General features: G+C 72.0%; 23 protein-coding genes. 19 read left to right on the forward strand and 4 right to left on the reverse strand.

Annotated features, from left to right (window positions below; translation table 11 throughout):
* Nucleotides 1–41 precede the first annotated feature (41 nt).
* A complete protein-coding gene (locus tag ACIRQP_RS08095) occupies nt 42–1,988 on the forward strand; it encodes a DUF6350 family protein (RefSeq protein ID WP_403885123.1) in 1,947 nt (648 codons plus the stop codon).
* On the opposite strand, the gene ACIRQP_RS08100 is transcribed toward ACIRQP_RS08095, so the two are convergent.
* On the reverse strand, nt 1,978–2,976 hold the full coding sequence (locus tag ACIRQP_RS08100) for a hypothetical protein (protein WP_403885126.1): 999 nt from the start codon (nt 2,974–2,976) through the stop codon (nt 1,978–1,980). The two genes, ACIRQP_RS08095 and ACIRQP_RS08100, sit on opposite strands and share 11 nt — an antisense overlap.
* Before the next feature lie 270 nt (nt 2,977–3,246).
* Here ACIRQP_RS08100 and purN point away from each other — a divergent pair, with 270 nt between their 5' ends.
* Both purN and purH read left to right on the forward strand, forming a co-directional pair.
* Nucleotides 3,247–3,882: a phosphoribosylglycinamide formyltransferase gene (gene purN, locus ACIRQP_RS08105; RefSeq protein ID WP_403885128.1), complete on the forward strand. Its 636-nt coding sequence runs from the start codon at nt 3,247–3,249 to the stop codon at nt 3,880–3,882.
* A complete protein-coding gene (gene purH / locus ACIRQP_RS08110; protein WP_403885131.1) occupies nt 3,879–5,465 on the forward strand; it encodes a bifunctional phosphoribosylaminoimidazolecarboxamide formyltransferase/IMP cyclohydrolase in 1,587 nt (528 codons plus the stop codon). Before purN ends, purH begins: the two co-directional genes overlap by 4 nt.
* A gap of 153 nt (nt 5,466–5,618) precedes the next feature.
* On the opposite strand, the gene ACIRQP_RS08115 is transcribed toward purH, so the two are convergent.
* Nucleotides 5,619–6,227, reverse strand: a complete 609-nt coding sequence (locus ACIRQP_RS08115) for a hypothetical protein (RefSeq protein ID WP_403885134.1) — start codon at nt 6,225–6,227, stop codon at nt 5,619–5,621.
* A 270-nt stretch (nt 6,228–6,497) separates the two neighbouring features.
* Between ACIRQP_RS08115 and ACIRQP_RS08120 the strand changes: the two genes are divergently transcribed.
* From ACIRQP_RS08120 to ACIRQP_RS08180, 13 genes are all read left to right on the forward strand, one after another.
* Nucleotides 6,498–7,361 carry a bifunctional methylenetetrahydrofolate dehydrogenase/methenyltetrahydrofolate cyclohydrolase gene (locus ACIRQP_RS08120; RefSeq protein ID WP_403885137.1) on the forward strand — a complete coding sequence of 288 codons (864 nt, stop codon included), beginning with the start codon at nt 6,498–6,500 and terminating at the stop codon, nt 7,359–7,361.
* 30 nt (nt 7,362–7,391) lie between these two features.
* Nucleotides 7,392–8,147, forward strand: coding sequence for a DUF3017 domain-containing protein (locus ACIRQP_RS08125; protein ID WP_403885140.1), 756 nt, complete (start codon nt 7,392–7,394; stop codon nt 8,145–8,147).
* Between the two features lie 426 nt (nt 8,148–8,573).
* Nucleotides 8,574–9,377 (forward strand): peptidoglycan-binding protein, encoded by an 804-nt coding sequence (locus ACIRQP_RS08130; RefSeq protein ID WP_403885143.1) that lies wholly within the window; start codon nt 8,574–8,576, stop codon nt 9,375–9,377.
* Nucleotides 9,374–10,354 carry a helix-turn-helix domain-containing protein gene (locus ACIRQP_RS08135; RefSeq protein ID WP_403885146.1) on the forward strand — a complete coding sequence of 327 codons (981 nt, stop codon included), beginning with the start codon at nt 9,374–9,376 and terminating at the stop codon, nt 10,352–10,354. Before ACIRQP_RS08130 ends, ACIRQP_RS08135 begins: the two co-directional genes overlap by 4 nt.
* 496 nt (nt 10,355–10,850) lie before the next feature.
* Nucleotides 10,851–11,984: a DUF2690 domain-containing protein gene (locus ACIRQP_RS08140; RefSeq protein ID WP_403885149.1), complete on the forward strand. Its 1,134-nt coding sequence runs from the start codon at nt 10,851–10,853 to the stop codon at nt 11,982–11,984.
* A gap of 205 nt (nt 11,985–12,189) precedes the next feature.
* Entirely contained in the window at nt 12,190–13,179 is a 990-nt protein-coding gene (locus ACIRQP_RS08145; RefSeq protein WP_403885152.1) for a malate dehydrogenase, read from the forward strand.
* A gap of 143 nt (nt 13,180–13,322) precedes the next feature.
* Nucleotides 13,323–13,571: a helix-turn-helix transcriptional regulator gene (locus tag ACIRQP_RS08150; protein ID WP_382878685.1), complete on the forward strand. Its 249-nt coding sequence runs from the start codon at nt 13,323–13,325 to the stop codon at nt 13,569–13,571.
* The gene (locus ACIRQP_RS08155; protein ID WP_403885155.1) at nt 13,568–14,074 is read left to right on the forward strand and encodes a hypothetical protein; all 507 of its coding nucleotides are present in this window, start codon (nt 13,568–13,570) and stop codon (nt 14,072–14,074) included. The genes ACIRQP_RS08150 and ACIRQP_RS08155 overlap by 4 nt, the downstream gene beginning before the upstream one ends.
* Nucleotides 14,075–14,215: 141 nt before the next feature.
* Nucleotides 14,216–15,718 (forward strand): aldehyde dehydrogenase family protein, encoded by a 1,503-nt coding sequence (locus tag ACIRQP_RS08160; protein ID WP_403885158.1) that lies wholly within the window; start codon nt 14,216–14,218, stop codon nt 15,716–15,718.
* Nucleotides 15,719–15,802: 84 nt separating this feature from the next.
* Nucleotides 15,803–17,395 carry a GMC family oxidoreductase gene (locus tag ACIRQP_RS08165; protein WP_403885161.1) on the forward strand — a complete coding sequence of 531 codons (1,593 nt, stop codon included), beginning with the start codon at nt 15,803–15,805 and terminating at the stop codon, nt 17,393–17,395.
* Nucleotides 17,392–18,657: a glycine betaine/L-proline ABC transporter ATP-binding protein gene (locus ACIRQP_RS08170; protein ID WP_403885164.1), complete on the forward strand. Its 1,266-nt coding sequence runs from the start codon at nt 17,392–17,394 to the stop codon at nt 18,655–18,657. The genes ACIRQP_RS08165 and ACIRQP_RS08170 overlap by 4 nt, the downstream gene beginning before the upstream one ends.
* Nucleotides 18,654–20,699: an ABC transporter permease gene (locus ACIRQP_RS08175; protein WP_403885167.1), complete on the forward strand. Its 2,046-nt coding sequence runs from the start codon at nt 18,654–18,656 to the stop codon at nt 20,697–20,699. Before ACIRQP_RS08170 ends, ACIRQP_RS08175 begins: the two co-directional genes overlap by 4 nt.
* A 1-nt stretch (nt 20,700) precedes the next feature.
* A complete protein-coding gene (locus ACIRQP_RS08180; RefSeq protein WP_403885170.1) occupies nt 20,701–21,672 on the forward strand; it encodes an ABC transporter substrate-binding protein in 972 nt (323 codons plus the stop codon).
* Here the strand turns inward: ACIRQP_RS08180 and ACIRQP_RS08185 are convergent.
* Together ACIRQP_RS08185 and ACIRQP_RS08190 are read right to left on the reverse strand one after the other, a co-directional pair.
* On the reverse strand, nt 21,659–22,459 hold the full coding sequence (locus ACIRQP_RS08185) for an isocitrate lyase/phosphoenolpyruvate mutase family protein (protein WP_403885173.1): 801 nt from the start codon (nt 22,457–22,459) through the stop codon (nt 21,659–21,661). The two genes, ACIRQP_RS08180 and ACIRQP_RS08185, sit on opposite strands and share 14 nt — an antisense overlap.
* A complete protein-coding gene (locus ACIRQP_RS08190) occupies nt 22,459–22,986 on the reverse strand; it encodes a carboxymuconolactone decarboxylase family protein (RefSeq protein ID WP_403885176.1) in 528 nt (175 codons plus the stop codon). The genes ACIRQP_RS08185 and ACIRQP_RS08190 overlap by 1 nt, the downstream gene beginning before the upstream one ends.
* Before the next feature lie 47 nt (nt 22,987–23,033).
* On the opposite strand from ACIRQP_RS08190, the gene ACIRQP_RS08195 reads away from it, so the two are divergent.
* The 3 genes from ACIRQP_RS08195 to ACIRQP_RS08205 all read left to right on the forward strand — a co-directional run bounded on the left by ACIRQP_RS08195 (nt 23,034) and on the right by ACIRQP_RS08205 (nt 25,725).
* On the forward strand, nt 23,034–24,461 hold the full coding sequence (locus tag ACIRQP_RS08195) for a PLP-dependent aminotransferase family protein (protein WP_403885179.1): 1,428 nt from the start codon (nt 23,034–23,036) through the stop codon (nt 24,459–24,461).
* A 227-nt stretch (nt 24,462–24,688) separates the two neighbouring features.
* Nucleotides 24,689–25,078: a VOC family protein gene (locus tag ACIRQP_RS08200; RefSeq protein ID WP_403885182.1), complete on the forward strand. Its 390-nt coding sequence runs from the start codon at nt 24,689–24,691 to the stop codon at nt 25,076–25,078.
* 362 nt (nt 25,079–25,440) lie between these two features.
* Entirely contained in the window at nt 25,441–25,725 is a 285-nt protein-coding gene (locus ACIRQP_RS08205; RefSeq protein WP_403885184.1) for a hypothetical protein, read from the forward strand.
* The last annotated feature ends 8 nt before the right edge of the window (nt 25,726–25,733 follow it).

Here is a 25,733-nt window from a genome sequence, read left to right on the forward strand (position 1 = left end):
TGTTGCGCGAATTAGGTGGATGTCGTGGGCAGCATGACGTCGTGACCCAATTGACCGAACACAGTGCGCCGTTGTCCTCGGCCGGGGCCCTTGAGCGTGGTAGGGCCGCGGCGCTCACCTCCGCCGTTCTCCGTGGAGTCATCGCCGCGTGCCTCGGGCTCTGCGCGATGGCCATGCTGGTGATGGCGATGTGGATCACCTCACCGTTCCCGGACAGCGGTGCGGGCGGTGCTCTGCGTATCGCGGCCGGGCTCTGGCTGCTGGGCCATGGCGTCGAGCTCGTCCGGCCGGACACCCTCTCCGGGACCCCCGCGCCCATCGGAGTCGTACCGCTGCTCCTAATGGGTCTGCCGGCCTGGCTGGCATACCGCGCCGCGCGCGACGCCCTCGAACCCGACGAGGGACGGCCCCAGCTCACGGGACTCGGCGCCGTATGCACTGTGTCGGCGGGATATCTGCTGGTCGGCGCCGCTGCCGTGCTCTACACGGGGGGCGGCTCGCTCACCGCGCATCCGCTGCGCGCGGTGCTCACGCTGCCCGTGCTGACAGTGCTCTCGGCGGCGGCCGGGGCATGGACGGCGCACGGATCCCCGCGCCTCCCGCTGCCACAGCGGCTGCCCGGGGCGGTACGGAGACTGCTGGCCCGTACGGTCTGGGCGCCGGCCGGGCGCCGGGGGGTCGTCGTCGCGGGGCGCTCGGGCGCGGCGGCCTGCCTGCTGCTGGTGGGCGGCGGGGCGCTGCTGGTCGGGGCCTCGCTGGTATGGCACGGAGATCCGGCACACACCTCATTCTTCCGGCTCGCGGAGGACTGGTCGGGGCGGGTCGCCGTGCTGCTGCTGGGGCTGGCGCTGGTGCCGAACGCGGCGGTCTGGGGCGCCGCGTACGGCCTGGGGCCCGGCTTCGCGGTCGGTACGACAGCGACGGCCACTCCGCTCGGGGTCGTCGGGACCCCCGCGCTGCCGTCCTTCCCGCTGCTCGCCGCCGTGCCGGACGGTCCCGGCACGCCGCTGAACTGGGCCGCGGCCGGGGTCGCGGCCGTCGCGGGGCTGGCGGTCGCCTGGTTCACGGTACGGGTGGCCGCGCCCCCCTACGCCCTGCGGGAGGAGGCGTGGAGCGCGCGGGGGACGGCGCTCACTGCGGCGCTCGGGGGCGTCGTGTGCGCGGGGCTGACGGCCGTCCTGGCGGGGCTCGCGGGCGGGCCGCTGGGGAACGGCAGACTGGCGGCCTTCGGCCCCGTGTGGTGGCTGACGGGCGCCGCGGCGCTGGCGTGGACCGTGGTGCTCGGCGTACCGACAGCGCTGCTGCTGCGGTTCTGGCGGCTCCGGGAGCGGCGCCCGAAGGACGTACCGGCGGCCGAACCGCTCCCCCTGACCGGGAAGGGGGAGCGGACCGCTGCTGGGGAGCGGACCGCTGCCGGGGCGGCTAGCGGGGCTGCTAGCGGGGCGGGGGCCGCGATCGGGACCGGGGCGAGGGCCGGAAGGGCGGAGTCCGGTGTTCCGGAAAAGGCGTGGTGGCGGGCGCCCTGGCGGAGACCTGAGGGACGGCGGCGTGGTGGGGGCGCCGCGACGCCGGGACCGCCCGCCGCGTCCGAGGGGGGTAAGGCGACCGGCGGCCGGCAGATCCCGGACACGCTGGGTGTGGCGGAGGCCGGGCCGGACGCGAGGGCGGGGGTGGGGGCGAGCGCCGGTGCGGGGGGTGTGGGCCGTACGAGTGGTACGGGTGGTGCGGGAGCCGGGGGGCCGGAAGCGCTCGACCCCGCCTTCGAGCCGTATGACTTCCTGCCGGCCAAGTCATGGCACGAGCGCGGTGCGCGAGAGACGCGATGGGCGGCGTTCAAGGAGGCGTCGGGTGGCTTGATGGCCGATTTCCCGTCCACGCCGTCGCTGCCCGTAGAGCGGCGCGCCAAAGGTCCGCTCACACCGGAGCCGCCCTCGCTCAGGAAAGGCGGCTCCGACGCGGACGAGGATCCGGGGGTGGTTACTCCTTGACGCCGAAGACCGGCACCAGCGAATCGGGCAGCAGGTCGTTGCAGGAGAGCTGACCCGTCGTCGTCAGGGCGTCGTTCACGCACGAGTAGTAGTCGCGGTAGACCAACTGCACGGTGAAGGTCGTGGCCACGATCGCCAGCGCGATGACGGCCGTCACCAGCCCGCTCACCGCCGCGGAGGTCTGCGGCCTGCTCGACGCCGGGACGGGCGCTCCGGGCTGAGCGGGCCCGCCGAACTGTGCCGGCTGTGCCGGCTGTCCCGTCGCGGTACCGCCGGACCGCACCGCTGCCGGGGACGAGTCACCGACCGCCGTGCCGTCGGCGTCCGGCGACGGCCCCCTGGACTTGTTGCGCAGCGAGCTGATGCCCCAGTACAGCGCCAGCGCCCCGAGCAGCAGCGCGATCTCCGGGAAGTCGAAGAGCGCGAAGAAGAAGGCCCACATCCCGGAGAGCAGGGCGTAGCGGGCACGGCGCTGGGCCGGGTCCGTCGGGTCCCAGCGCAGTCCGCTGCGGCCTCCTTCGGGCCCGTCCTTGCCGGAGCCCTGGCCGTTCTGTCCGTTCTGGCTCCCCGGACGGCTGCCGAAGCCGCCCTGGGAGCGGCCGGGCTGACGGCTGCTCCATTGCCTGCCCCAGCCACCCCGCCCCGGGCCGGAGCCGTCGTTCGACGAGTCACCGCCGTGCTCGGGACGGCGGGGCTGCCAGGGCTGGTCGGGCCTGCCCGCGGGCGGCGGCGCGAACGGATTGTCCTCGGCGGAGCCCGACGAGGACGAGCCCGATGAGCCCGACGAGTCGGCGCCCGAGGACTCCGGCTCCCGCGTCCCTGAGGCCCCGGGGGTCCCCGAGGTCCCGGGGGCGTCCGTCCCGGACTGTCCGGAGTGCCCGGAGGTCTCAGAAGGTCCGGTGGAGGAGGACTGGCGTTCCCGCGGCAGCAGCACCGGCCCAGAGGGCGGCGGGAGGTGGAGTGCCGTGCGGCGGCGTCGGTCCGGCATCAGGTGAACGTCTTCCCCTCAGACCCAGTCGCGGGGGTCTTGTCTCGTATGGCCCGCCTGGAGACGAACCCTGTCCCCAGACGCTACCTCCCGGCCAAGCCCCCGTCCCGTGGGGGCCGCTCGGTGTGCCGGTATCGTTGCTGACGGTCGGCTTCTTCGTAGAGTTCCCCGTATCGGGGGACGTGATTCGTTTGTACGACCACACAAAACCGTACGACGATTCAAGCAGCCGCTCACACAGGCTGTGCTCGCTCCAGAAAGGCGCCCGCCGTGGCCTCCCCGTCCTCCTCCGCCCGCCCGGCCCGGCTCGTGGTCCTGGTCTCCGGATCCGGTACGAATCTGCAGGCCCTGCTCGACGCGATCGGCGACGACCCGGTGGCCTTCGGCGCGCGGATCGCGGCCGTCGGCGCGGACCGCGGCTCCATCGCGGGTCTGGAGCGCGCCGAGCGCGCCGGGCTTCCCACGTTCGTGTGCCGGGTGAAGGACTACCCGAGCCGTGACGACTGGGACGCGGCGCTCGCGGAGGCGACCGCGGCGTACGAACCGGATCTGGTGATCTCGGCCGGCTTCATGAAGATCGTGGGGAAGGAGTTCCTCGCGCGCTTCGGCGGGCGGTTCGTCAACACCCATCCCGCGCTGCTCCCCAGCTTTCCCGGTGCCCATGGTGTGCGCGAGGCGCTCGCCTACGGAGCGAAGGTCACCGGCTGCACAGTCCACTTCGTCGACGACGGTGTCGACACCGGCCCGATCATCGCGCAGGGCGTGGTCGAGGTACGGGACGAGGACGATGAAGACGCTCTCCATGAGCGCATCAAGGAAGTCGAGCGACGCCTGCTCGTCGAGGTCGTGGGGCGTCTGGCCCGGCACGGCTATCGCATTGAGGGACGAAAGGTAACGATCCAGTGACCGCCGAAGGTACGAAGCGCCCCATTCGCAGGGCGCTGGTCAGCGTCTACGACAAGACGGGCCTGGAAGAGCTGGCCCGCGGGCTGCACGAGGCCGGCGTCACCCTGGTGTCGACCGGCTCCACCGCCGCGAAGATCGCCGCCGCCGGGGTACCGGTCACCAAGGTCGAGGAGCTGACCGGCTTCCCCGAGTGCCTGGACGGCCGGGTCAAGACGCTGCACCCGCGCGTCCACGCCGGCATCCTCGCCGACCTGCGGCTCGACTCGCACCGCGAGCAGCTCGCCGAGCTGGGCATCGAGCCGTTCGACCTGGTCGTGGTGAACCTCTACCCGTTCCGCGAGACGGTCGCCTCCGGCGCCACCCCCGACGAGTGCGTGGAGCAGATCGACATCGGCGGCCCCTCGATGGTCCGCGCAGCCGCCAAGAACCACCCCTCGGTCGCGGTCGTCACCAGCCCGGGGCGGTACGGGGATGTCCTCGGTGCCGTACGGGACGGCGGGTTCGACCTGACGACGCGCAAGCGGCTCGCGGGGGAGGCGTTCCAGCACACGGCCGCGTACGACGTGGCCGTGGCGTCCTGGTTCGCGGATGCCCGCGGCGGAGCCGCTGATGAAGACGGCGCCGCACCCGACGACTTGGGGCTCCCGGAGTTCCTGGGCGCCACGTACACGCGGAAGAACGTGCTCCGGTACGGCGAGAACCCGCACCAGCCCGCCGCGCTCTACACCAGCGCCGAGGGCGGCCTCGCCGAGGCCGAGCAGCTGCACGGCAAGGAGATGTCGTACAACAACTACACGGACACGGACGCCGCGCGCCGTGCCGCGTACGACCACGCCGCGCCCTGTGTCGCGATCATCAAGCACGCCAATCCGTGCGGCATCGCGATCGGTGACGATGTCGCCGACGCGCACCGCAAGGCGCACGCCTGTGACCCGCTGTCCGCGTTCGGCGGGGTGATCGCCGTCAACCGTCCGGTCTCCGTGGCGCTGGCCGAGCAGGTCGCCGAGATCTTCACCGAGGTCATCGTGGCGCCCGGTTACGAGGACGGCGCGGTCGAGGTGCTGGCACGCAAGAAGAACATCCGTGTGCTGCGCTGTCCCGAGGCCCCGTCCGCGTCCGTGGAGGTCAAGCCGATCGACGGTGGCGCGCTGCTCCAGGTCACCGACCGGCTCCAGGCCGACGGCGACGACCCGGCGAACTGGACCCTCGCGACCGGCGAGGCGCTCTCCGAGGCCGAGCTGCGCGAACTGGCCTTCGCCTGGAGGGCGTCCCGCGCGGTCAAGTCCAACGCGATCCTGCTCGCCAAGGGCGGGGCGTCGGTGGGGGTCGGTATGGGCCAGGTCAACCGCGTCGACTCCGCGAAGCTCGCGGTGGAGCGGGCGGGCGAGGAGCGGGCGCGTGGTTCGTACGCCGCGTCCGACGCGTTCTTCCCGTTCCCCGACGGGCTGGAGATCCTGCTGAACGCGGGCGTCAAGGCGGTGGTGCAGCCGGGCGGTTCGGTCCGCGACGAGCTGGTCGTCGAGGCGGCGCGGAAGGCGGGCGCGACGATGTACTTCACGGGGACGCGCCACTTCTTCCACTGAGCCCTTCAGCGGCCGGCGGACAGCAGGACGGCAGAAACGCAGGAAGGCCGTAAAAACCCGCTGGGGGACGGGTATTACGGCCTTCATGCCTGCTCATTGCGCTGCTCGACGCGCTGCTCGGTGCGGCGAGCTAAGAGACGCACTGGCGTGGCGTCAGTAGCGCGGGCGGTTGAACCACGCGGCACCGTCGGACTTCCCGGCGAAGACGGCGATCAGGATGGCCATGACCGTGTAGATCAGGCCGAACCCGACGAACGGGTAGATGCCGAGGATCGCGACGACCACGCCGAACACGATGGCCATGACGCGGACACCGCTGCCGCCCTTGGCGAACTTCACGGCGAGGAAGATCGAGATCACGGCGGTCAGCAGGGCGATGACGGTCATGCCCCAGAGCAGGCTGCCCGAGTAGTCGGCCAGCTGCTGGAACTGGACGTCGTCCTGGAGCTGTTCGTCGTTCTTCGCGGCGGAGACGGCCGCGGCGGCCAGGCCGAAGATGAACGTGCCGATCAGGCTGAGCCCGAAGAGGACCCACAGCATGACGCGCGCGGCCTTCACCCCGCCCGGCATTTCCAGCTGGCCGCCGGGCCCGCCCGGGAAGCCACCGCCGCCGTACGGCTGGACCGGCGGCGCCTGCGGGTAGCCGTAGCCGGGCTGCTGCGGCTGGCCCTGCGGGTAGCCGTAGCCCGGCTGGCCCTGGGGCTGGCCGGGTCCGGGCTGGGCCGGCTGGCCATACGGGTTGTTGGGGTCGCCGAAGCTCATGGCGGGGTTCCTCCGTTGGGTAATGCGGGGACGGTGCGACCCACGTGGAGGAGGAACTTCTCAGAGGTGAGCGGTCTGCCCCCCGTCGACGGCCGCGTACTGCGCCCGTAATCGTGTTATCTACCTCTTACTTTTGTCCAGTCGCCATGGGCGGGCGTTGTGCAAGCGCAACCTCGCGCGGCGCCCGCGACGGGACGGGCGAACCCCCAGGTCGTCTCAGGACGGGCAGCGAATTGGAACCGGGGAGGGGTCATCCGCGAGGATGGGGGTATGAGCGCCCAGATTCTCGATGGCAAGGCCACCGCAGCCGTGATCAAGACCGATCTGACCTCCCGCGTGGCGGCCCTCAAGGCGAGGGGTGTCACGCCCGGCCTCGGCACGCTGCTGGTCGGTGACGACCCCGGCAGCCGGTGGTACGTGAACGGTAAGCACCGCGACTGCGCCCAGGTCGGTATCGCCTCGATCCAGCGCGAACTGCCCGACACCGCCTCCCAGGCGGAGATCGAGGCCGTGGTCGCGGAGCTGAACGCCAACCCCGAGTGCACCGGCTACATCGTGCAGCTGCCACTGCCCAAGGGCATCGACACCAACCGGGTGCTGGAGCTGATGGATCCGGCCAAGGACGCCGACGGGCTGCACCCCATGAGCCTCGGCCGGCTGGTGCTCAACGAGACGGGTCCGCTGCCCTGCACCCCGTACGGCATCATCCAGCTGCTGCGCCACCACGGCGTCGAGATCAAGGGCGCGCATGTCGTGGTCGTGGGCCGCGGGATCACCGTCGGCCGCTCGATCCCGCTGCTGCTGACCCGTAAGTCCGAGAACGCGACGGTCACGCAGTGCCACACCGGCACCCGCGATCTGTCGGCGCACCTCAAGCAGGCCGACATCATCGTGGCCGCCGCCGGGGTGCCGCACATCATCAAGCCCGAGGACGTGAAGCCGGGCGCGGCCGTCCTCGACGTCGGGGTCAGCCGGGACGGTGACGGCAAGATCGTCGGCGATGTCCACCCGGACGTCGCGGAGGTGGCGGGCTGGATCTCGCCGAACCCGGGCGGCGTCGGTCCGATGACGCGAGCCCAACTGCTCGTCAATGTGGTCGAGGCGGCCGAACGCGCCGCCGCGGACGCGGGCTGAACGCGAGCCGAACGGAAAGGGGCGTCACTGATGGGTGCTGGTACGAGCGCGGGCGACGCGGCCCGGTCGCGGCGCGGGACACGGCAGGCGCCGGAGGCCGACGGGCAGGCGGTCGTGGAACCCGGGCCGGTGGCGGCGGCGGGTGCTCTTGGCGCCGACGCCGTGACGAAGGGCACGAGGGCTGCGGAGCGTACGACGGGTACGGACCCCTCGGCCCCGGACGTGACTGCCCAGGACGGGACCGCTGCCCAGGACGTGACCGGCGCCTCGGACACGGCCGGCGCCTCGGACACGGCCGACACGGTCGATGCCCCGGACAGGGCTCACGCGGCTGACGCGCCGGGTACGGCTGACGCGCCGGGCACTCCGGACGGGACCGGCACCTCGGAGCAGCGCGGCCGGCGGTTCTCGCTCACCCGCGACACCGCACGGCCCGAGGGCGGCGGCCGGGCCGCGCCCCCGGACGCCCCGGCGCCCGCCCGGCAGTGGCCCCTGCTCAGCGTCCTCGGGACGATCGGTCTCGGTCTGCTGATCGTCGGTGCGCACCCCTTCGCGGAGGCGTTCCGGGTAGGCACCATCCTGATCGGCGTGGCCCTCGTCGGCGGCGCCGTCCTGCGTCGCGTCCTGCCCTCCGTGGGAATGCTGGCCGTACGGTCACGCTTCACCGACATGCTCACGTACGGCCTGCTGGGTCTCGCGATCGTGCTGCTCAGCCTGATGACGCAGCCCAAGCCGTGGCTGGAGATCCCGTTCTTGGAGGACGTCGTCCACTCGACCGTTCCGTAGCGCGTGCCACGCCTGTGACGGCGGCCCGTCCTCTCCCCCGAGGAGGACGGACCGCCGTCCGTGTGCGGTGCTCGTTCCGTGCCTTGAGGAAGCGGACGTCGATATTTCCCCGTTTGTTACCAGAGGGCGGCGCGGGGTGGACCGCGCCGCCCGGTGTGCACCACAGACTCTTCCGCGTCACCTCGTACCGCCGCCAGGCAAGCCCGCCGAACCGGGCATCTGTGGGACGCGCGCGACCCTGACCTGTAGGGACGCCGTCTCCCATGGGATGTTGTGGGACGCCGTGGGCCGGTTGTCGCGGCGAAGCGGCCTGGCTGGATGGCGACGGCTCCGCATCGCCCATGGAACCGGGGGTTGCGAGCCCGCCGTTCGCGGGGAGGAAGGGGACGTGGAACCCGAAGGAGCCCGATCACGCATGAGGTGGACATGCCGCGTTGGAAATCGCTCCCGTCAGGACTGCCCGAGAAGGACCGACAACTCATCGTTCAGTTGCGACGGTTGAAGGATCACTCCGGCCTGGGCCTTGCCGCGCTCGCGGCGAAGACGGGATACAGCCGCTCCTCCTGGGAGCGCTATCTCAATGGAAAGCAACCGGTGCCCCGGAAGGCCGTCGAGGAACTGGCCAGGGTCTGCGGGGCGGATCCGACGAAGCTGCTCGTCCTGCACGAAGTGGCCGAGCGGCAACCGCCCGAGCCCGCCGCCGGGACGAATGCGGTGGGTGCGGGTGCCGGGGCGGGTGCGGTGAGCGCGGGTGAGAACGAGCCGCTCGGGACGCCCATGTCCGGGGCCCCGGAGCCCGGGGCGGGTCCGTCCGATCGGCGGCTGGTGCCGTTACGGTACGCGCTCGCCGGTGCGATCGCGGCCGCGGCCATCGCCTTCACGGCGGGGCTGCTGGTGGCCGGAAGCGACGGGAGCGGAGGCGACGAGGGTACGAAGCCGGTGACGTACGGTCCCGGCCGCACGTACGAATGCGACGACAGCGGACGTAAGGACGGCGCGGCCTACGCCGGGCACAGCACCACCGTCGAAGCGCTGGTCGGCATCAACGGCAGTGGACCCGATGTGGTCGAGGTGCAGTGCCAGTTGAAGCGCCACGGCTTCGATCCGGGCGAGATCGACGGGCTCTACGGCCCGGGTGTGAAGTCCGCCGTGGAGGAGTTCCAGAAGGTGCGGAAGCTGGTCAGCGACGGCATCGTGGGGCCCGACACCTGGGCGGAGCTGCGCCGGTGAGCGGCGCCCTGGAGAACGCGGCGGAGAAGCGGGCGGCGGAGTGCGACCGGCTCGCGGGCGAGTTGAGCGCGCTCCGGGCCCGTACGGGGCTGAGCCTGGTCGCGCTCGCCGGGCGTACGCCGTACAGCAAGTCGTCCTGGCAGCGCTATCTCAACGGTACGAAGCCGCCGCCGCGACAGGCGGTGGTGGCCCTGTGCGCGCTGGCGGGCGAGCCCTCGGCGCGGCTGCTCGCGCTCTGGGAGCTGGCGGACGCCGCGTGGAGCGGCCGGGCGGCGGCGGACACCGGGCCCGGAGGCGGGGCCGGGGCAGGGGCCGGGGCCGGGGCAGGGGCCGGGGCCGGGGCTGTACGAGGGTCCTCCCCGCCGGTCCCGCCCGTACCCGCACAGGCAGGACAAGCGGGATCAGCGGCGCCGGCGATGCCGAAGACGCCACTGCCCCCAGGAGAGGCGCCGCGCGGCAGACGCCTGACCGTTGTGCTCGCCGCGACGGCCGGGGTGGCCGTCGTCACCGTGGCGACGGTGCTCGGGACATTGCTGTCGGGCGACGACGGAGCGCGGCGGGACGCCGACCAGGACGCGGTGTGGAGCCAGGCCGGCCCGCCGCGGCCCAGCTGTACCGGCCTGGCGTGCGAAGGCGAGGATCCGGCTCCCATGGAGTGCGGCGTCGAGGGCGCGATGACCACTCTCGGCTCGCTCACCGCGACGGGCGGCCAACGGCTGCAACTGCGGTACGGCGAAACGTGCCGCACGGTGTGGGTGCGGGCGACCGGGCTGCGGGTGGGGGACCGGGTCGTGCTGACCGTACCCGGCCGGCGGGAGCAGCGGATCGCGGCGGTCGCCCGGCGGGACACCGGCCGCTATCTCGTGACGCCCATGGTGCCTGCCGACGATCCGTCCGAGGCGCGGGCCTGTCTCCTGCCCGAGGGCGGCGGCGAACAGGAGTGTTTGGGCCGAGTGCCCGGGGCGCCGGCGTCGTGAACACCAACTGTCCGCTTGCGCGTCGGCCGCCGTACGGGAAGCGGAGCGATGTGGGAAACCCCTGAGGAAACCCCTGAAAGGAAAGGTGACGGCGCCCGTCCCCTCCCCCGAGGGAGAACGGGCGCCGTCGGTCTGTAGGAATGAGATAAGCGTCATGGACCGGCCAAGATCATTCAAGGCTCGCCCGGTGCCTGTGGCGCGGAAGTGACCATTCCGCCAAGGTGTGATCGGCGGGCAACGGATGCGAGACTGTGCGAAGTTCGGTACGGGGGCGCGCGACGGGGCGTGAGGACTGTCCCGAATGCTCCTGTGCGCTGTCGATCGAGGAACTGACATCCTTGCCCGGTGCATTCCTGTGGGTAGCCCGAGACGGGTGGCCCGCGGCGGCGAGTGACCGGGGGAGGGCGCCGCCGACTGCGGGGGAGGGCAGCGGGTGGCCGGGGGGACAGCGCGGGGCACAACCACCACGTGCGGGGGGACAAGGGGGAGGCACAGAATGCCTCGTTGGAAGGCGCTACCGGAAGGGCTCGATCCGGAGGTCAGCGAGTTCACGAGCCAGCTGCGCGGGCTCGTCGACCGCAGTGGTCTGAGCATCGCCGCCGTGTCCGACAGGACCGGCTACAGCAAGACGTCGTGGGAGCGCTATCTGAACGGGCGGCTGCTCGCGCCCAAGGGCGCGATCGTCGCGCTGGCCGAGGTGACGGGCACGCATCAGGGACATCTGACCACGATGTGGGAGCTGGCGGAGCGCGCCTGGAGCCGGTCCGAGATGCGCCACGACATGACGATGGAAGCGATACGGATCTCCCAGGCGCGTTCGGCGCTCGGGGAGTTCGGCCAGAACTCGGTCGGTGGCCCCGGTGGCCCCGGTGGCCCTGGGGGATCCGGTGGCCCCGGGGGCCCTGGGGGATCCGGTGGCCCCGGGGGCCGGCCGGCCGGCGCGACCGTCGAGCTCGGTGTCATACGCGGGCCCGGGGCGCCCTCCGTACCGCAGCAGCGGGGTCCCGGCGGTCCGCCGCGGCCGGGCGGCCCGTCTCCCGCCGGCCCGTCTCCCGCCGGCCCGTCTCCCGCCGGCCCGTCTCCCGCCGGCCCGTCTCCCGCCGGGCCGCCGTCGGCGGGCGGGAAGCGCGGCCGGCGCAAGATAACGATCTTCGTCGCGGGTGTCGTGGGCGCGGCGCTGGTGATAGCCGCCGCGGTGCTGCTGACCGATATGGGCGGTGACAGCGGTGAGCGGACCGTCGCCGAGCCCCCGTCGCCCTCGCCGTCCAGCAGCGCCCCCGTACTGCCGGCCGGGGTGAAGTGCGGCGGCGACGCCTGCACCGGCAAGGACCCCGAAGAGATGGGCTGCGGCGGCGAGTTCGTCGAGACCGTCTCCAGCGCGACCGTCGGAACGGCCCTGATCGAGGTCCGCTACAGCAAGGCCTGCTCGGCGGCCTGGGCCCGGATCACCCGGGCGGTCGTGGGCGACGAGGTACGGATCACCGCGGGCGGGGAGACGAGCGGCCAGACCGGCGAGGTCGAGACGGCCACGAACGCCTACACCGCGATGGTCGCCGCACCGGACTCCGCGGGCGCCAAGGCATGCGCGACACTCGCCTCGGGCGAGACGGGCTGCACGCCGGTACGGTGACCGGCAGGGTGTCGACGAGCGCCACGCCACGCCGTCCCGGCCCCTGTCGTGAGCCGTGCCACAAGGGTGCGTGGGACCGAGGTCTCCCGGGTCGGATAGCCTGACCGCCGGATATCTCTTCACGTCAAGATTCAGTTCAGCGATGGGGAGATGTCCCGCACCAGGGGCAGGGACCCCCACCGCCAGCTGTCTTACGGAGATCGCCATGACCCGCACTCCCGTGAATGTCACCGTCACCGGCGCGGCCGGCCAGATCGGCTACGCGCTGCTCTTCCGCATCGCCTCCGGTCATCTGCTCGGCTCGGATGTGCCGGTCAAGCTGCGTCTCCTTGAGATCCCGCAGGGCATCAAGGCCGCCGAGGGCACCGCGATGGAGCTGGACGACTGCGCGTTCCCGCTGCTCAGCGGCATCGAGATCACGGACGACCCGAACGTCGCCTTCGACGGCGCCAATGTCGCGCTGCTGGTCGGCGCCCGCCCCCGTACCAAGGGCATGGAGCGCGGCGACCTGCTCGCCGCCAACGGCGGCATCTTCAAGCCGCAGGGCAAGGCCATCAACGACCACGCCGCGGACGACATCAAGGTCCTCGTCGTCGGCAACCCGGCCAACACCAACGCGCTGATCGCGCGCGCCGCCGCGCCCGATGTACCGGCCGAGCGTTTCACCGCGATGACCCGCCTCGACCACAACCGCGCCATCTCGCAGCTCGCCGCGAAGACCGGCGCCGCCGTCTCCGACATCAAGCGGCTGACGATCTGGGGCAACCACTCCGCCACGCAGTACCCGGACATCTTCCACGCGGAGATCGCCGGCAAGAACGCCGCGGAGACCGTCAACGACGAGGCGTGGCTGGCCGACACGTTCATCCCGACCGTCGCCAAGCGCGGCGCGGCGATCATCGAGGCCCGTGGCGCCTCCTCGGCCGCCTCCGCCGCCAACGCCGCCATCGACCACATCCACACCTGGGTCAACGGCACGGCCGAGGGCGACTGGACCTCCATGGGTATCCCGTCGGACGGTTCCTACGGTGTCGCGGAGGGGCTCATTTCCTCCTTCCCCGTCACCACCAAGAACGGTGTGTACGAGATCGTCCAGGGCCTGGAGATCAACGACTTCTCGCGGACCCGGATCGACGCCTCGGTGCGGGAGCTGGCCGAGGAGCGCGACGCGGTGCGCGAGCTCGGTCTGATCTGACCCCACTCACCATTTCCCCGAACGCCCCCGGTTCTCACCGGGGGCGTTTTCGTTGTGCGGGGAGCCGCGGGGAGCCGCCGGAAGTCGCAGCGCACCCGCGCGAGCTATTGCGCACCTCCACCCGAATGTAGTATTTCTTATACATGAGCGAGCAGGTTCACAATAGGCTGGCGGTCGTCAGGGCCGAACGGAAGGTGTCCCGGCAGCAGTTGGCCGAGGCGGTCGGGGCCCATTACCAGACCGTCGGCTATATCGAACGGGGCCAGTACAACCCCAGCCTCGACCTGGCGTTGAGGATCGCGGAGTTCTTCGGCCTCCCCGTGGAGGCGTTGTTCTCCCTCGAACCCTTCAGCCCGCTCACGGACGAGGTCTACGGGAGGAAGCGGCGATGACCACAGGACTGACGAAGCACGACCGGCGGATGTACGCGCTGATGAACAGACGCGAGGCGCGGCCGCTCTACGCGACGGTCGCTCGCAGGCGCGCCGTCGTCTGCGCGCATATCGCCCTGACCGCCGTCGGTGTCTCGGGCTGGATCGTCCTGGTCTTCGCCGGGCGGGTGTGGCCCGTCTTCGTCGTCTTCGGGGTGCTGCTGCCGTGGTGTGTCGCGACAGGCGTGATCAATGGCGCCACGCGCGGACTGCTGGAGCTGCGCGGCCGTGCGCTGGACGAGCGGCAGCTCAGGGAGCGTGACCGCGTCCTCGCGCGCGCCCACCGGATGACCACGCTCCTGCTGCTGGCCGCCGCCGTCGGCATCGGTTTCCTCGGCTGGCTCGGGGACGTACGGATGGAGGCGCTGGTCACTCCCGTACTGGTCGGGGTCCTGGTTCCGCACTGGCTGATGCCTCTGTGGGTGGCCGGGCTGACCGTACAGAACGAGCCCGACGACGAGTGATCGGGCGGACACGCCCCGGCCGGGTGACCCGTAACACTTCCGGTCACCCGGCACGCATGCTTTCCGCGCCCTGGGGCAGGCGCCCGGATCGCCAGTTCTTGCTGGTGGTGAGCGCTCCGGGAATGGAAGGCGATACGCGACGTGTCGGCACAACAGACGATTCATGTGGACGGAAAGTGGCGTGAAGCCGCCTCCGGCGCCACACGAGACATCCTCGACCCCGCCGACGCGACGGTCCTCGCCGTCGTGTCCGAGGGCGGCGCCGAGGATGCCGACGCCGCGATCGCCGCCGCGCGCACGGCCTTCGACGAGGGCCCGTGGCCCCGTACCCCGGTCGCCGAGCGGGCCCGGCTGCTGCGGACGACCGCCGATCTGCTGATCCGCAACCGCGAGAAGATAGCGCTGCTGGAGAGCAGGGATTCGGGCAAGACGCTGGAGGAGGGGCGCGTCGACGTCGACTGCGTCGCCGACGCCTTCCGCTACTTCGCGGATCTCGTGATGAACGAGAGTGGCGGGCGGGTCGTCGACGCCGGCTCCGACACCGTCCACAGCGTGGTCGTCCATGAGCCCGTCGGCGTCTGCGCGCTGATCACTCCCTGGAACTACCCGCTGCTGCAAGCGAGTTGGAAGATCGCCCCGGCGCTCGCGGCAGGCAACACCTTTGTCGTCAAGCCGAGCGAGCTGACCCCGCTCTCCACGGTCGACCTCATCGACCTGCTCGCCGAGGCGGGGCTGCCGCCCGGCGTCGCCAACCTGGTGACCGGCGCGGGCGACCCGGTGGGCGCCCGGATGTCCGAGCACCCGGACGTGGACCTGGTCTCGTTCACCGGCGGGCTCGGCAGCGGTACGCGGGTCATGCGCGCCGCCGCGTCCGGCGTGAAGAAGGTCGCCCTCGAACTCGGCGGCAAGAACCCGAACGTCGTCTTCGCGGACGCCTGCGCCACCGACGAGGGGTTCGACACCGCCGTCGACCAGGCCCTGAACGCCGCGTTCATCCACAGCGGCCAGGTCTGCTCCGCCGGCGCGCGGCTGATCATCGAGGAGTCCGTACGCGAGCGCTTCGTCGGTGAACTCGCCCGCCGCGCCGGGCGCATCCGCCTCGGACGCGGTACGGAGCAGGGCGTGGAGTGCGGACCGCTCGTCTCCGCGCGGCAACTGGCGAGGACCGAGGAGTATGTCGCCTCGGCGCTGGCCGAGGGCGCCGTCCTGCGCTCCGGCGGCAAGCGGCCCGAGCCGTCGGACGTCCGGCCCGCCGAGGGCTACTTCTACGAGCCGACCGTGCTCGACCAGTGCCACCGCGGGATGCGGGTCGTGCGGGAAGAGGTCTTCGGACCCGTGCTGACGGTGGAGACCTTCCGTACGGAGGACGAGGCCGTGGCCCTCGCCAACGACACCGAGTACGGGCTCGCGGGCGGCGTCTGGAGCGCGGACCCGGGGCGGGCGCGACGCGTGGCGGGACGGCTGCGGCACGGCACCGTCTGGATCAACGACTTCCACCCGTATCTGCCGCAGGCGGAGTGGGGCGGCTTCGGCAAGTCCGGCATCGGACGGGAGCTGGGGCCCGCGGGGCTCGCCGAATACCGCGAGGCCAAGCACATCTACCAGAACCTGGCACCGCGCCCGGTCCGCTGGTTCACGGGCTGACAAGCCCGACAGCCCCGCGCCGCGCACGGACAGCCCCGCACGGAGAGCCGGTGCACCACCGCAAGCAGAGGAGCAGATCCAGCGATGGGATCAATGGGATCAACGGTCGCCCCTGACCCGAAGCCCGAGTACGTGTACGACTACGTCGTCGTCGGCGGCGGCACCGCCGGATCGGTGATCGCCTCCCGTCTCACCGAGGACCCGGACATCACTGTCGCCGTCATCGAGGGCGGCCCCTCCGACGTCGACCGCCAGGACGTGCTGACGCTGCGGCGCTGGATGGGACTGCTGGGCGGTGAGCTGGACTACGACTATCCGACGACGGAACAGCCGCGCGGCAACTCGCACATCCGGCACAGCAGGGCCCGGGTGCTCGGCGGCTGCTCCTCGCACAACACGCTCATCGCCTTCAAGCCGCTGCCGTCCGACTGGGACGAGTGGGCGGCGGCCGGGGCCGAGGGCTGGGACGCCGACGCGATGGACCCGTACTTCGGCCGACTGCGGAACAACATCGTGCCGGTGGACGAGCGGGACCGTAACCCCATCGCCCGTGACTTCGTGGACGCGGCGCGCGGGGCGCTGGGCGTCCCGCGCGTCGAGGGTTTCAACAAGAAGCCCTTCCACGAGGGCGCCGGCTTCTTCGACCTCGCGTACCACCCGGAGAACAACCAGCGGTCGTCCGCGTCCGTCGCGTATCTCCATCCCTTCCTCGACCGGCCGAACCTCCACCTGCTGCTGGAGACCTGGGCCTTCCGGCTGGAGCTGGCGGGCACGCGCGCGCGGGGCGTGCACGTACGGACGGCGGACGGCGAGGAGCGGCTGATCGGGGCCCGGCGCGAGGTCCTCGTCTGCGCGGGGGCCGTGGACACCCCGCGGCTGCTGCTGCACTCTGGCATCGGGCCGCGCGCCGACCTGGAGAAGCTCGGCATACCCGTCGTCCACGATCTGCCGGGCGTCGGGGAGAACCTGCTCGACCACCCCGAGTCGGTGATCGTCTGGGAGACGGACGGGCCGATCCCGGAGAACTCGGCGATGGACTCCGACGCGGGGCTGTTCGTCCGGCGCGATCCGGCGGCCGAGGGGCCCGACCTGATGTTCCACTTCTACCAGATCCCGTTCACCGACAATCCGGAGCGGCTCGGGTACGAGCGCCCCGCGCACGGTGTGTCGATGACCCCGAACATCCCCAAGCCGCGCAGCCGCGGCCGGCTCCACCTCACGAGCGCGGACCCGGAGGTCAAACCGGCCCTGGACTTCCGCTACTTCACCGACGAGGACGACTACGACGGCCGGACCCTCGTCGACGGCATCAGGATCGCGCGAAGGGTCGCCGCCGCCGAGCCGCTGGCGGCCTGGCTGAAGCGGGAGGTCTGTCCGGGGCCCGAGGTCACCTCCGACGAGGAGCTGAGCGAGTACGCCCGTAAGTGCGCGCACACGGTGTACCACCCGGCGGGCACCTGCCGGATGGGCGCCGTCACCGATGAACTGGCCGTGGTGGCACCCGACTTGAGGATCCGGGGGCTTGAGGCCATCCGTATCGCCGACGCGTCCGTCTTCCCGACGATGCCCGCGGTGAATCCCATGATCGGGGTCCTGATGGTCGGCGAGAAGTGCGCCCAGCTGCTGACCGAGGCCCGCGACGGGGCTCCTGACGACCAGAAGGGCCCGAAGCGATGAGCGACGAGACAATGAGTGACGAAGCGACGAGTGACGAAGCGACGAGCGACGCGGGAACGGCGGCGGAGACGGCATACGCGGCCGACCCGACGGGCAAGGACCTCACCCCGCCCGGCACGGAGAACGAGGTGTCGGAACGGCCGCCGGTCTTCGCCGTACGCGAGCTCTGGAAGGTCTTCGGCCCCAAGGCCGACCGTGTCCCCGGCGACCCGGAACTCTCCGCGCTCACCGCCGCCGAGCTGCGCGAACGTACCGGCTGCACCGTCGCCGTACGCGACGTCTCCTTCGACGTCCGCAAGGGCGAGGTCTTCGTCGTCATGGGTCTGTCGGGCTCCGGCAAGTCCACGCTCGTCCGCTGTCTGACGCGGCTCATCGAGCCGACGGCCGGCGCGGTCGCCATCGACGGCGAGGACGTCCTGTCGATGGACAGGGCCCGGCTGCGCGAACTGCGGCGCCACCGCGCCGCGATGGTCTTCCAGCACTTCGGTCTGCTGCCGCACCGCTCGGTCCTCGACAATGTCGCCTACGGCCTGGAGATCCAGGGCATGGGCCGGGCCCGGCGCCGCGAGAAGGCGGCCGAGGTCATCGGCAAGGTCGGCCTCGACGGTATGGAGGACCGCCGCCCCGGCCAGCTCTCCGGCGGTCAGCAGCAGCGCGTCGGGCTGGCCCGCGCGCTCGCCGTCGATCCCCAAGTGCTGCTCTTCGACGAGCCGTTCAGCGCCCTCGACCCGCTGATCCGCCGCGATATGCAGGAGGAGGTTATCCGGCTGCACCACGAGGAGCACCGCACGATGGTCTTCATCACGCACGATCTGAGCGAGGCGCTGCGTCTCGGCGACCGGATCGCGCTGATGCGGGACGGCCGTGTCGTACAGCTGGGCACGCCGGAGGAGATCGTGGGCCGGCCCGCGAACGCGTACGTACGGGACTTCGTCCGTGACGTACCGCGCGAGCAGGTCATCACCGTCGGGGCCGCCATGCGCCGCCCGCTGGCGGGCGACGCCCACTCCGGGCCCGCGCTGCCGCCGACGGCGACCGTTTCCGAGGCGATCGAGGCCGTGGCGCGCTCCGGGGACGCGGCGGCGCGCGTGGTCGACGGGGGCAGGCTGCTCGGTGTCGTCGACCGAGAGAGTCTCCTCAATGTGGTGGCGGGTACGGCGGGTACGGCGGAGGCCACGGGCATGACGGGCACGACGGGGCCCGGAGAGCCGCCCGGAGCCCCCGGTGCGAGGGCGGAGGCCGGAAAGGCGGCGCTCCGATGACCGCCGCCACCACCACGCCCGTCGAGCGCGGGGGCCCGCCCGCCGCGCTCTCCTCGCCCCGTGGCCGCGCGCTCGGCAGACTGCTGCCGCTCGCCGTGTTCGCGGCGGTCCTCGTACCCCTGGCTCTCACCCGCTGGCCGGGCACCGCCTGGCCCGACGCGCTGACCGTCGATCTGTCGGCCCCGCTCGGCAGCGCCAGCGACTGGATCATCGACAACCGCGACAGCCACCCGCTCTTCCTCTACTTCTTCGGGCACATCAGCAACGCCGTCGTGCTCGCCGTGCGCGGGGTGTATCTGCTGCTGCTCGCGGCCGGCTGGGCCGGGGTCACCGCGGCGGCCGGGCTGATCGCCTGGCGGGTCGCGGGCGGGCGCCTCGCCCTCACCGCCGCCGTGTCGTTCGCTGTCTGTGGTGTGCTCGGTATGTGGGTGCCCACCATGCAGACGCTCGCTCTCATGGTGGTCGCCGTTACCGCGTCCGTGGTGCTCGGCGCTCTGCTCGGCCTCGCCGCCGGGCTCTCCGACCGGCTCTACCGGGCGCTGCGGCCGCTGCTCGACACCATGCAGGTCCTGCCCGCCTTCGCGTATCTGCTGCCCGTCGTGCTGGTCTTCGGCATCGGCGTCCCGGCGGCGGTCCTCGCGACCGTCGTCTACGCGGCTCCGCCGATGGCCAGGCTGACCGCGCTCGGGCTGCGCGAGGCCGACCGGGGGGTGATGGAGGCCGTCTCCTCGCTCGGCGCGACCGCCTGGCAGCGGCTGCTGACCGCACGGCTGCCGCTCGCCCGTAAGCGACTGCTGCTCGGCCTCAACCAGACGATCATGATGGCGCTCTCGATGGCCGTGATCGCGTCCGTGATCGGCGCCGGGGGACTCGGCGACCGGGTGTACCAGGCGCTGGCCTCGGTCGATGTGGGCGCGGCGCTGGCGGCGGGGCTGCCGATCGTCCTGCTGGCGGTGGTCCTGGACCGTACGACGGCGGCGGCGGGTTCCGGCACGGCGGGCTCCGGAACGGGTTCCGATCCGGGGGCCGGTTCCGGTGCTGGAGACCGCGGCGGGCGCGGCCTGCTCGGCTGGGCCGTCGCAGCCCTGGCGACCGTCCTCGTAGCGATCGCGGGACGTCTGACGGACCGGCTCGACTGGCCCGGGAGCTGGACCGTCGACATCGCCGAGCCCGTCAACCGGGCCGTCGACTGGATGACCGCCCATCTCTACTCCGGAGTCCCCGTCATCGGCGGCACCGCCGACTGGGCCGGTCGCTTCACCACCTGGGTGCTCGACCCGCTGCGCGGCGGCCTCCAGGCCGTGCCCTGGTGGGCGGTCCTGCTGCTCGTCGCCGCCCTCGCGCTGCTGATCGGCACCTGGCAGACCGCGCTGACCGCCGTGCTCGCCATGGCCGCGATCGGTGTCCTCGGGGTGTGGAAGCCGTCGCTGGACACGCTCTCGCAGGTGCTGGCGGCCGTCGCCGTCACGCTGGTGATCGGATTCGCCGCGGGCATCACCGCCGCCCGCAGCTCACGGGTGGAAGCGCTGCTCAGGCCCGTACTGGACGTCTTCCAGACCCTGCCGCAGTTCGTCTATCTGATCCCGGTGGTCGCGCTCTTCGGCGTCGGGCGCGCCCCCGCGGTCGCCGCCGCCGTCGTGTACGCGCTGCCGGCGGTCGTCCGTATCACCACCCAGGGCCTGCGCCAGGTCGATCCTGCCGCCATGGAGTCGGCGCGCTCGCTCGGCGCGACCGGCGGCCAGCAGCTGCGCCAGGTCCAACTGCCGCTCGCGGGACCCGCGCTGCGCCTCGCGCTCAACCAGGGCGTCGTCCTGGTGCTCGCCGTCGTCATCATCGGCGGTCTGGTGGGCGGCGGGGCGCTCGGGTACGACGTCGTGTTCGGGCTTGCCCAGGGCGACTTGGCGACCGGGCTCGTCGCGGGCGCGGCCATCGTCTGTCTCGGTCTGATGCTCGACCGGGTGACCCAGCCCACCGAACGCCGTACGCGCCGTACGCACACCCGTACGCGACGCCGTACCGGCCGGACCAGGAAGGCGGCCTGACATGGCTCGTACCCGTACACACGCCGCTCTGGCTCTCGCCTCGGCCGGTGCCCTGCTCGCCGTCACCGGCTGCGGCGCGGCCGACATGACCAAGCAGGCGTCCCCGTACGCCAACGCGCAGGGTGCGAAGACCGTCACCCTCTCCGTGCAGTCGTGGGTCGGCGCGCAGGCCAATGTGGCCGTGGCGTCGTATCTGCTCGAACACGAGCTGGGCTACCGCGTGGACACCGTCCAGGTCGACGAGGTCCCCGCCTGGGACGCCCTCAGCCAGGGCCGGGTCGACGCCATCCTGGAGGACTGGGGCCACCCGGATCAGGAAGCCCGGTACGTCGACGAGAAGAAGACGATCGCGCCGGGCGGCGGCCTCGGGGTCACCGGCCATATCGGCTGGTTCGTACCGACGTACTTCGCCGAGCGGCACCCGGACGTCACGGACTGGCGCAACCTCGACAAGTACGCCTCCCAGCTCCGCACCGCGGAGAGCGGCGGCAAGGGGCAACTGCTCGACGGCTCGCCGTCGTACGTCACCAACGACAAGGCGCTGGTGAACAACCTGGATCTGGACTACCAGGTCGTCTTCGCGGGCTCGGAGGCGGCGCAGATCACCCAGATCGAGCAGTTCGCCAAGGAGGAGAAGCCCTTCCTCACCTACTGGTACAAGCCGCAGTGGCTGTTCCAGAAGGTGCCCATGACGGAGGTGAAGCTCCCGGCGTACAAGGAGGGCTGCGACGCCGATCCCGAGAAGGTCGCCTGCGCCTATCCGCACACCCCGCTCCAGAAGTTCCTCAACGCGGACTTCGCGAAGAAGGGCGGGAGCGCGGCACGGTTCCTGGAGAACTTCACCTGGACGACCGAGCAGCAGAACGAGGTCGCCCTGATGATCGCGGAGCAGAAGCTCACCCCGGAGGAGGCCGCCGCGAAGTGGGTCGAAGGGAACGGCCCGACCTGGAAGAAGTGGCTCACGAAGAAGTAGGGGGCGGCGGCGAAGACGGGGGCGGCGGCCCGAGGACGGCGGAACGGCTCGTCGCCGGGCGTGCCCACCCACGCGGGAGCTGGTCCGCGACCTCCCTGAGCGCCGCCATCGCGCGCCGTTGCAGGAATGGGCCGAAGGTGACGCGGGTCGCGCCCAGCGTGCCCAGTTCGGTCGGGGACGGGCCCGTCGGCAGACCGATCACGTTGAGCGGCCCCTCGATGCCCGTCCGCAGCGCGGGCAGCGACTCGGGCGGCGCGGCGATCGGGTAGACGCAATCGGCGCCCGCCGCCACATAGAGACGGGCCCGCGCCACCGCCTCCGCCGGGTCGTCGACGCCTCGGACGAAAGTGTCGACGCGCGCGTTGATGAAGAGGGCGTCGCCCGCCTCGGCCCGTACCTCCGCCAGCCAGTCGGCTTGCCGGTGCGGGTCCTTGAGGGCGCCACCCGAGGAGTCCTCCAGATTGCAGCCGACCGCGCCCGCGTCCAGCAGGCGGCCGACGAGTTCGCGGGGGGAGAGGCCGTAGCCGTCCTCCACATCGGCCGATACGGGTACGGAGACGGCGCGGGCGATGCGCGTGACCGCGGCGAACATCTCGTCGGGCGGGGTCGCGCCGTCCTCGTAACCGAGCGAGGCCGCGACCCCCGCGCTCGGCGTGGCGAGGGCGGGAAAGCCCGCGTCGGCGAAGACGCGGGCGCTGGCCACGTCCCACGGGCCCGGCAGGACCAGCGGGTCGGCGGCGGCGCGGCCGTGGTGCAGGGCGCGGAAAGCCGTGACTGTCACCGTCATCAGTGCTTGAACTGACCGGGCTGGTAGTGGCCCGGGGCCATCCGGGTGGTCACCCCGAACCGGTTCCAGGCGTTGATCACCGTGATCGCGGAGATCAGATGGGCGAGCTCGGTCTCGTCGAAGTGGGCCGCGGCCTTCTCGTACACCTCGTCCGGCACGAAACCGTCGGTCAGCACGGTGACCGCCTCGGTCAGCTCGATCGCCGCGATCTCCTTCGGCGTGTAGAAGTGCCGCGACTCCTCCCAGGCGCTGAGCTGAATGATCCGCTCCGCCGACTCGCCGGCCGCCAGCGCGTCCTTCGAGTGCATGTCAAGACAGAACGCGCAGTGGTTGATCTGGGAGGCGCGGATCTTGACCAGTTCGAGCACGGTCGGATCCACGCCCTGCCGGGCCGCCGCGTCCAGCCGGACCATGGCCTTGTAGACCTCGGGGGCGAGCTTGGCCATGTCCAGGCGGGGGCTCTGCTCCGGGGCGTACCCCTTGGATGCGTCCACTGTGTCCGCCGTCGTCGTGTCCGTCGTCGTCATGGGTACGACGCTACGTGCCCAGTGTCACAGCGGTATGGTCCACTTGCATGATGGATTCCCGGGCCAATACGCGGATCGCCGGTGTCGATCTGTATCTGGAGCTGCGCGGTTCCGGGCTGCGCGCCGGGCTCATGGACGCCCTGCGCGACGCCGTCCGTACGGGCCGTCTCACGCCCGGCACCCGGCTGCCGTCGTCCCGCTCGCTCGCCGCCGATCTGGGCATCGCACGCAACACCGTCGCCGACGCGTACGCCGAGCTGGTCGCCGAGGGCTGGCTCACCGCGCGGCAGGGCTCGGGGACCCGGGTGGCCCGGCGCGCCGCGCCCCGCAGACCCGCGCCCGCCGCGCCCAGAAGGCAGCAGGTCCGGCGCGGGCCCACGTACAGCCTGATGCCGGGCACCCCCGACCTCGCCGCGTTCCCCCGGGCGCGGTGGCTCACGGCCGCCCGCCGCGCGCTGACGGCCGCGCCGCACGAAGCCTTCGGGTACGGCGACCCGCGGGGTCGGATCGAGCTGCGCACCGTCCTCGCCGACTATCTGGCGCGGGCGCGCGGTGTGTACGCCGACCCCGCGCGGATCGTGGTCTGCTCGGGCTTCGTCCATGGGCTGGCACTGGTCGGGAAGGTCCTGGCCGCGCGCCGGGTGCGGGCGGTGGCCACCGAGTCGTACGGCCTCGACATCCACCGGGACGTGCTGACCGGAGCAGGGCTGCGGACCCCCGCGCTCCCGCTGGACGCGCGCGGCACGCGCACCGAGGACCTGGCCGACCCGCCGGACCCGGCGGGCGCCCGTGGCGTCGGCGCGGTGCTGCTGACGCCCGCGCACCAGTTCCCGACGGGCGTGGCGCTCCGCCCCGACCGGCGCGCGGCGGCCGTGGACTGGGCGCGCGGTACGGGCGGGCTGATCCTGGAGGACGACTACGACGGGGAGTTCCGCTACGACCGCCAGCCCGTGGGGGCCCTTCAAGGGCTCGACCCCGAGCGGGTCGTGTACTTCGGCACGGCGAGCAAGTCCCTGGCGCCGGGGCTGCGGCTCGGATGGCTGGTGCTGCCCGACGAGTTGGCCCGAGAGGTGGTGGCGGCGAAGGGCGAGGCCGAGTGGATGTCGAGCGCGCTGGACCAGCTCACGCTCGCGGAGTTCATCGCCTCGGGCGCGTACGACCGTCATGTCCGTTCCATGCGGCTGCGCTACCGGCGCCGCCGCGACCAGCTCGTGGAGGCGCTGGCGGAGCGGGCGCCCGGCATCAGCGTGACCGGGATCGCGGCCGGGCTGCACGCCGTCATCGAACTGCCACCCGGCACCGAGCGCTCGATTGTCGAGGCCGCGGCCTGGCAGGGGCTCGCGGTGGAGGGCATCTCCCGCTTCACCCACCCCTCGGCGCCGCCGGCGCGGGACGCCCTGGTGGTCGGCTACGCCACCCCGCCGGACAGCGCGTGGACGGGCGCGCTGGACGCGCTGTGCCGGGTACTGCCGTAAGCCGTACCGGAGGGATGCCGCGCCGGGGTGTGGTTTCCGGGGTGCGGCTTTCGGAGTGCGGTTTTCGGAGTGCCGCGCCGTACCGCCGTAGTGGGTCCGTAGGGAGCAACGGGCGCGACAGCCCCCGGGGCCCGGCCTACGCTGGTCAGCACGGCATCGCGTGTCGGTCACCGTCCGGGTGAGGCATGGAGGTGCCTGTCAGCGTGCCCTTACGGAGGCATTCCACAATGCCAGTCCAGCTGAATCACACCATCGTCCATTCCAAGAACAACCGGGAATCCGCCGAGTTTCTCGCGCGGATCCTCGACCTTGAGGTCGGGGACGAGTGGGGCCCGTTCATCCCTGTGGAACTGAGCAACGGCGTCACCCTCGACTTCGCGACCACTCCGGAAGAGTCGATCGCCGTACAGCACTACGCCTTCCTGGTCACCGAGGCGGAGTTCGACGGGATCTTTCAGCGGATCCAGGACGCGGGGCTCACGTACTACGCGGATCCGCACCGCGAGCGTCCCGGCGAGATCAACCACAACGACGGCGGGCGCGGCGTGTACTTCCTGGATCCCGTGGGCCACGCCCTGGAAGCGATCACCCGCCCCTACGGAGGAGGCGGGAGCTAGGGCCTGTCTTCAAAGTCCCGCCTGCCCGGCGGCGTCCGGGGGCCCGCCGCCGGGCGGACGGCGTCGGCCGGTGCGCCGCGCGAGAGTTCGCCACGTCCTGAGGCAGGACGTGGCTGCCTGCCGAGCCGGCCGGCCCGTGCCCGAAGCGGGTCTGGGAGATGATCACGGATCTGCTGCCGGTGGAGGGTGAGATCCGACGCGCCGCGGGACGGTAGTACCCCGGCCGAGCGCGCGGATCCCCCCAAGAGGTAGATACGCGCTCCCACTGGGGCAGTGGCCGAGGAAAGACCGCGTACCGCCTTTACGGCGAGGCGGTGGGGCGACTTATTGTGTTCACAACAATGGGGGGAAGGGGCGGGCACATGGCCGCTACGCGTCAACGGAGGCTGAGGTCGAGCACGGTCGTGCTCGGGAGCATGGGGGTCCTCGCCGTCACGATCACGTCCTGCGGGTCGGACCCGGACAGGCGGTGCGCCGACCGGACGAGCCGGGAGACCCTGCCCAGCGCCGAGTGCAAGAGCGGGGGCAGCGGCTCGTACTACTACGGCGGATCGAGCAGCAAGGGCAAGGTCGAGGGCGGCAGTTTCGACAAGTCGGCCGTGGACCGGGGCGGTCTCGGCTGCTCCGCCGGCTCCGGCGGCGGCTGAGAGCGTGC

Origin of the sequence: Streptomyces sp. NPDC102274 (assembly GCF_044766385.1) — a bacterium.
In the GTDB taxonomy this organism is placed as follows: domain Bacteria; phylum Actinomycetota; class Actinomycetes; order Streptomycetales; family Streptomycetaceae; genus Streptomyces.

Excerpts from the sequence above, each read along its gene's own strand:
- ACIRQP_RS08100 (WP_403885126.1), bottom strand. The coding sequence starts at position 2,976 with ATGCCGGACCGACGCCGCCGCACGGCACTCCACCTCCCGCCGCCCTCT.
- ACIRQP_RS08115 (WP_403885134.1), bottom strand. The coding sequence starts at position 6,227 with ATGAGCTTCGGCGACCCCAACAACCCGTATGGCCAGCCGGCCCAGCCC.
- ACIRQP_RS08120 (WP_403885137.1), top strand. The coding sequence starts at position 6,498 with ATGAGCGCCCAGATTCTCGATGGCAAGGCCACCGCAGCCGTGATCAAG.
- ACIRQP_RS08125 (WP_403885140.1), top strand. The coding sequence starts at position 7,392 with ATGGGTGCTGGTACGAGCGCGGGCGACGCGGCCCGGTCGCGGCGCGGG.
- ACIRQP_RS08130 (WP_403885143.1), top strand. The coding sequence starts at position 8,574 with ATGCCGCGTTGGAAATCGCTCCCGTCAGGACTGCCCGAGAAGGACCGA.
- ACIRQP_RS08140 (WP_403885149.1), top strand. The coding sequence starts at position 10,851 with ATGCCTCGTTGGAAGGCGCTACCGGAAGGGCTCGATCCGGAGGTCAGC.
- ACIRQP_RS08145 (WP_403885152.1), top strand. The coding sequence starts at position 12,190 with ATGACCCGCACTCCCGTGAATGTCACCGTCACCGGCGCGGCCGGCCAG.
- ACIRQP_RS08150 (WP_382878685.1), top strand. The coding sequence starts at position 13,323 with ATGAGCGAGCAGGTTCACAATAGGCTGGCGGTCGTCAGGGCCGAACGG.
- ACIRQP_RS08155 (WP_403885155.1), top strand. The coding sequence starts at position 13,568 with ATGACCACAGGACTGACGAAGCACGACCGGCGGATGTACGCGCTGATG.
- ACIRQP_RS08165 (WP_403885161.1), top strand. The coding sequence starts at position 15,803 with ATGGGATCAATGGGATCAACGGTCGCCCCTGACCCGAAGCCCGAGTAC.
- ACIRQP_RS08170 (WP_403885164.1), top strand. The coding sequence starts at position 17,392 with ATGAGCGACGAGACAATGAGTGACGAAGCGACGAGTGACGAAGCGACG.
- ACIRQP_RS08175 (WP_403885167.1), top strand. The coding sequence starts at position 18,654 with ATGACCGCCGCCACCACCACGCCCGTCGAGCGCGGGGGCCCGCCCGCC.
- ACIRQP_RS08180 (WP_403885170.1), top strand. The coding sequence starts at position 20,701 with ATGGCTCGTACCCGTACACACGCCGCTCTGGCTCTCGCCTCGGCCGGT.
- ACIRQP_RS08185 (WP_403885173.1), bottom strand. The coding sequence starts at position 22,459 with ATGACGGTGACAGTCACGGCTTTCCGCGCCCTGCACCACGGCCGCGCC.
- ACIRQP_RS08190 (WP_403885176.1), bottom strand. The coding sequence starts at position 22,986 with ATGACGACGACGGACACGACGACGGCGGACACAGTGGACGCATCCAAG.
- ACIRQP_RS08195 (WP_403885179.1), top strand. The coding sequence starts at position 23,034 with ATGATGGATTCCCGGGCCAATACGCGGATCGCCGGTGTCGATCTGTAT.
- ACIRQP_RS08200 (WP_403885182.1), top strand. The coding sequence starts at position 24,689 with ATGCCAGTCCAGCTGAATCACACCATCGTCCATTCCAAGAACAACCGG.
- ACIRQP_RS08205 (WP_403885184.1), top strand. The coding sequence starts at position 25,441 with ATGGCCGCTACGCGTCAACGGAGGCTGAGGTCGAGCACGGTCGTGCTC.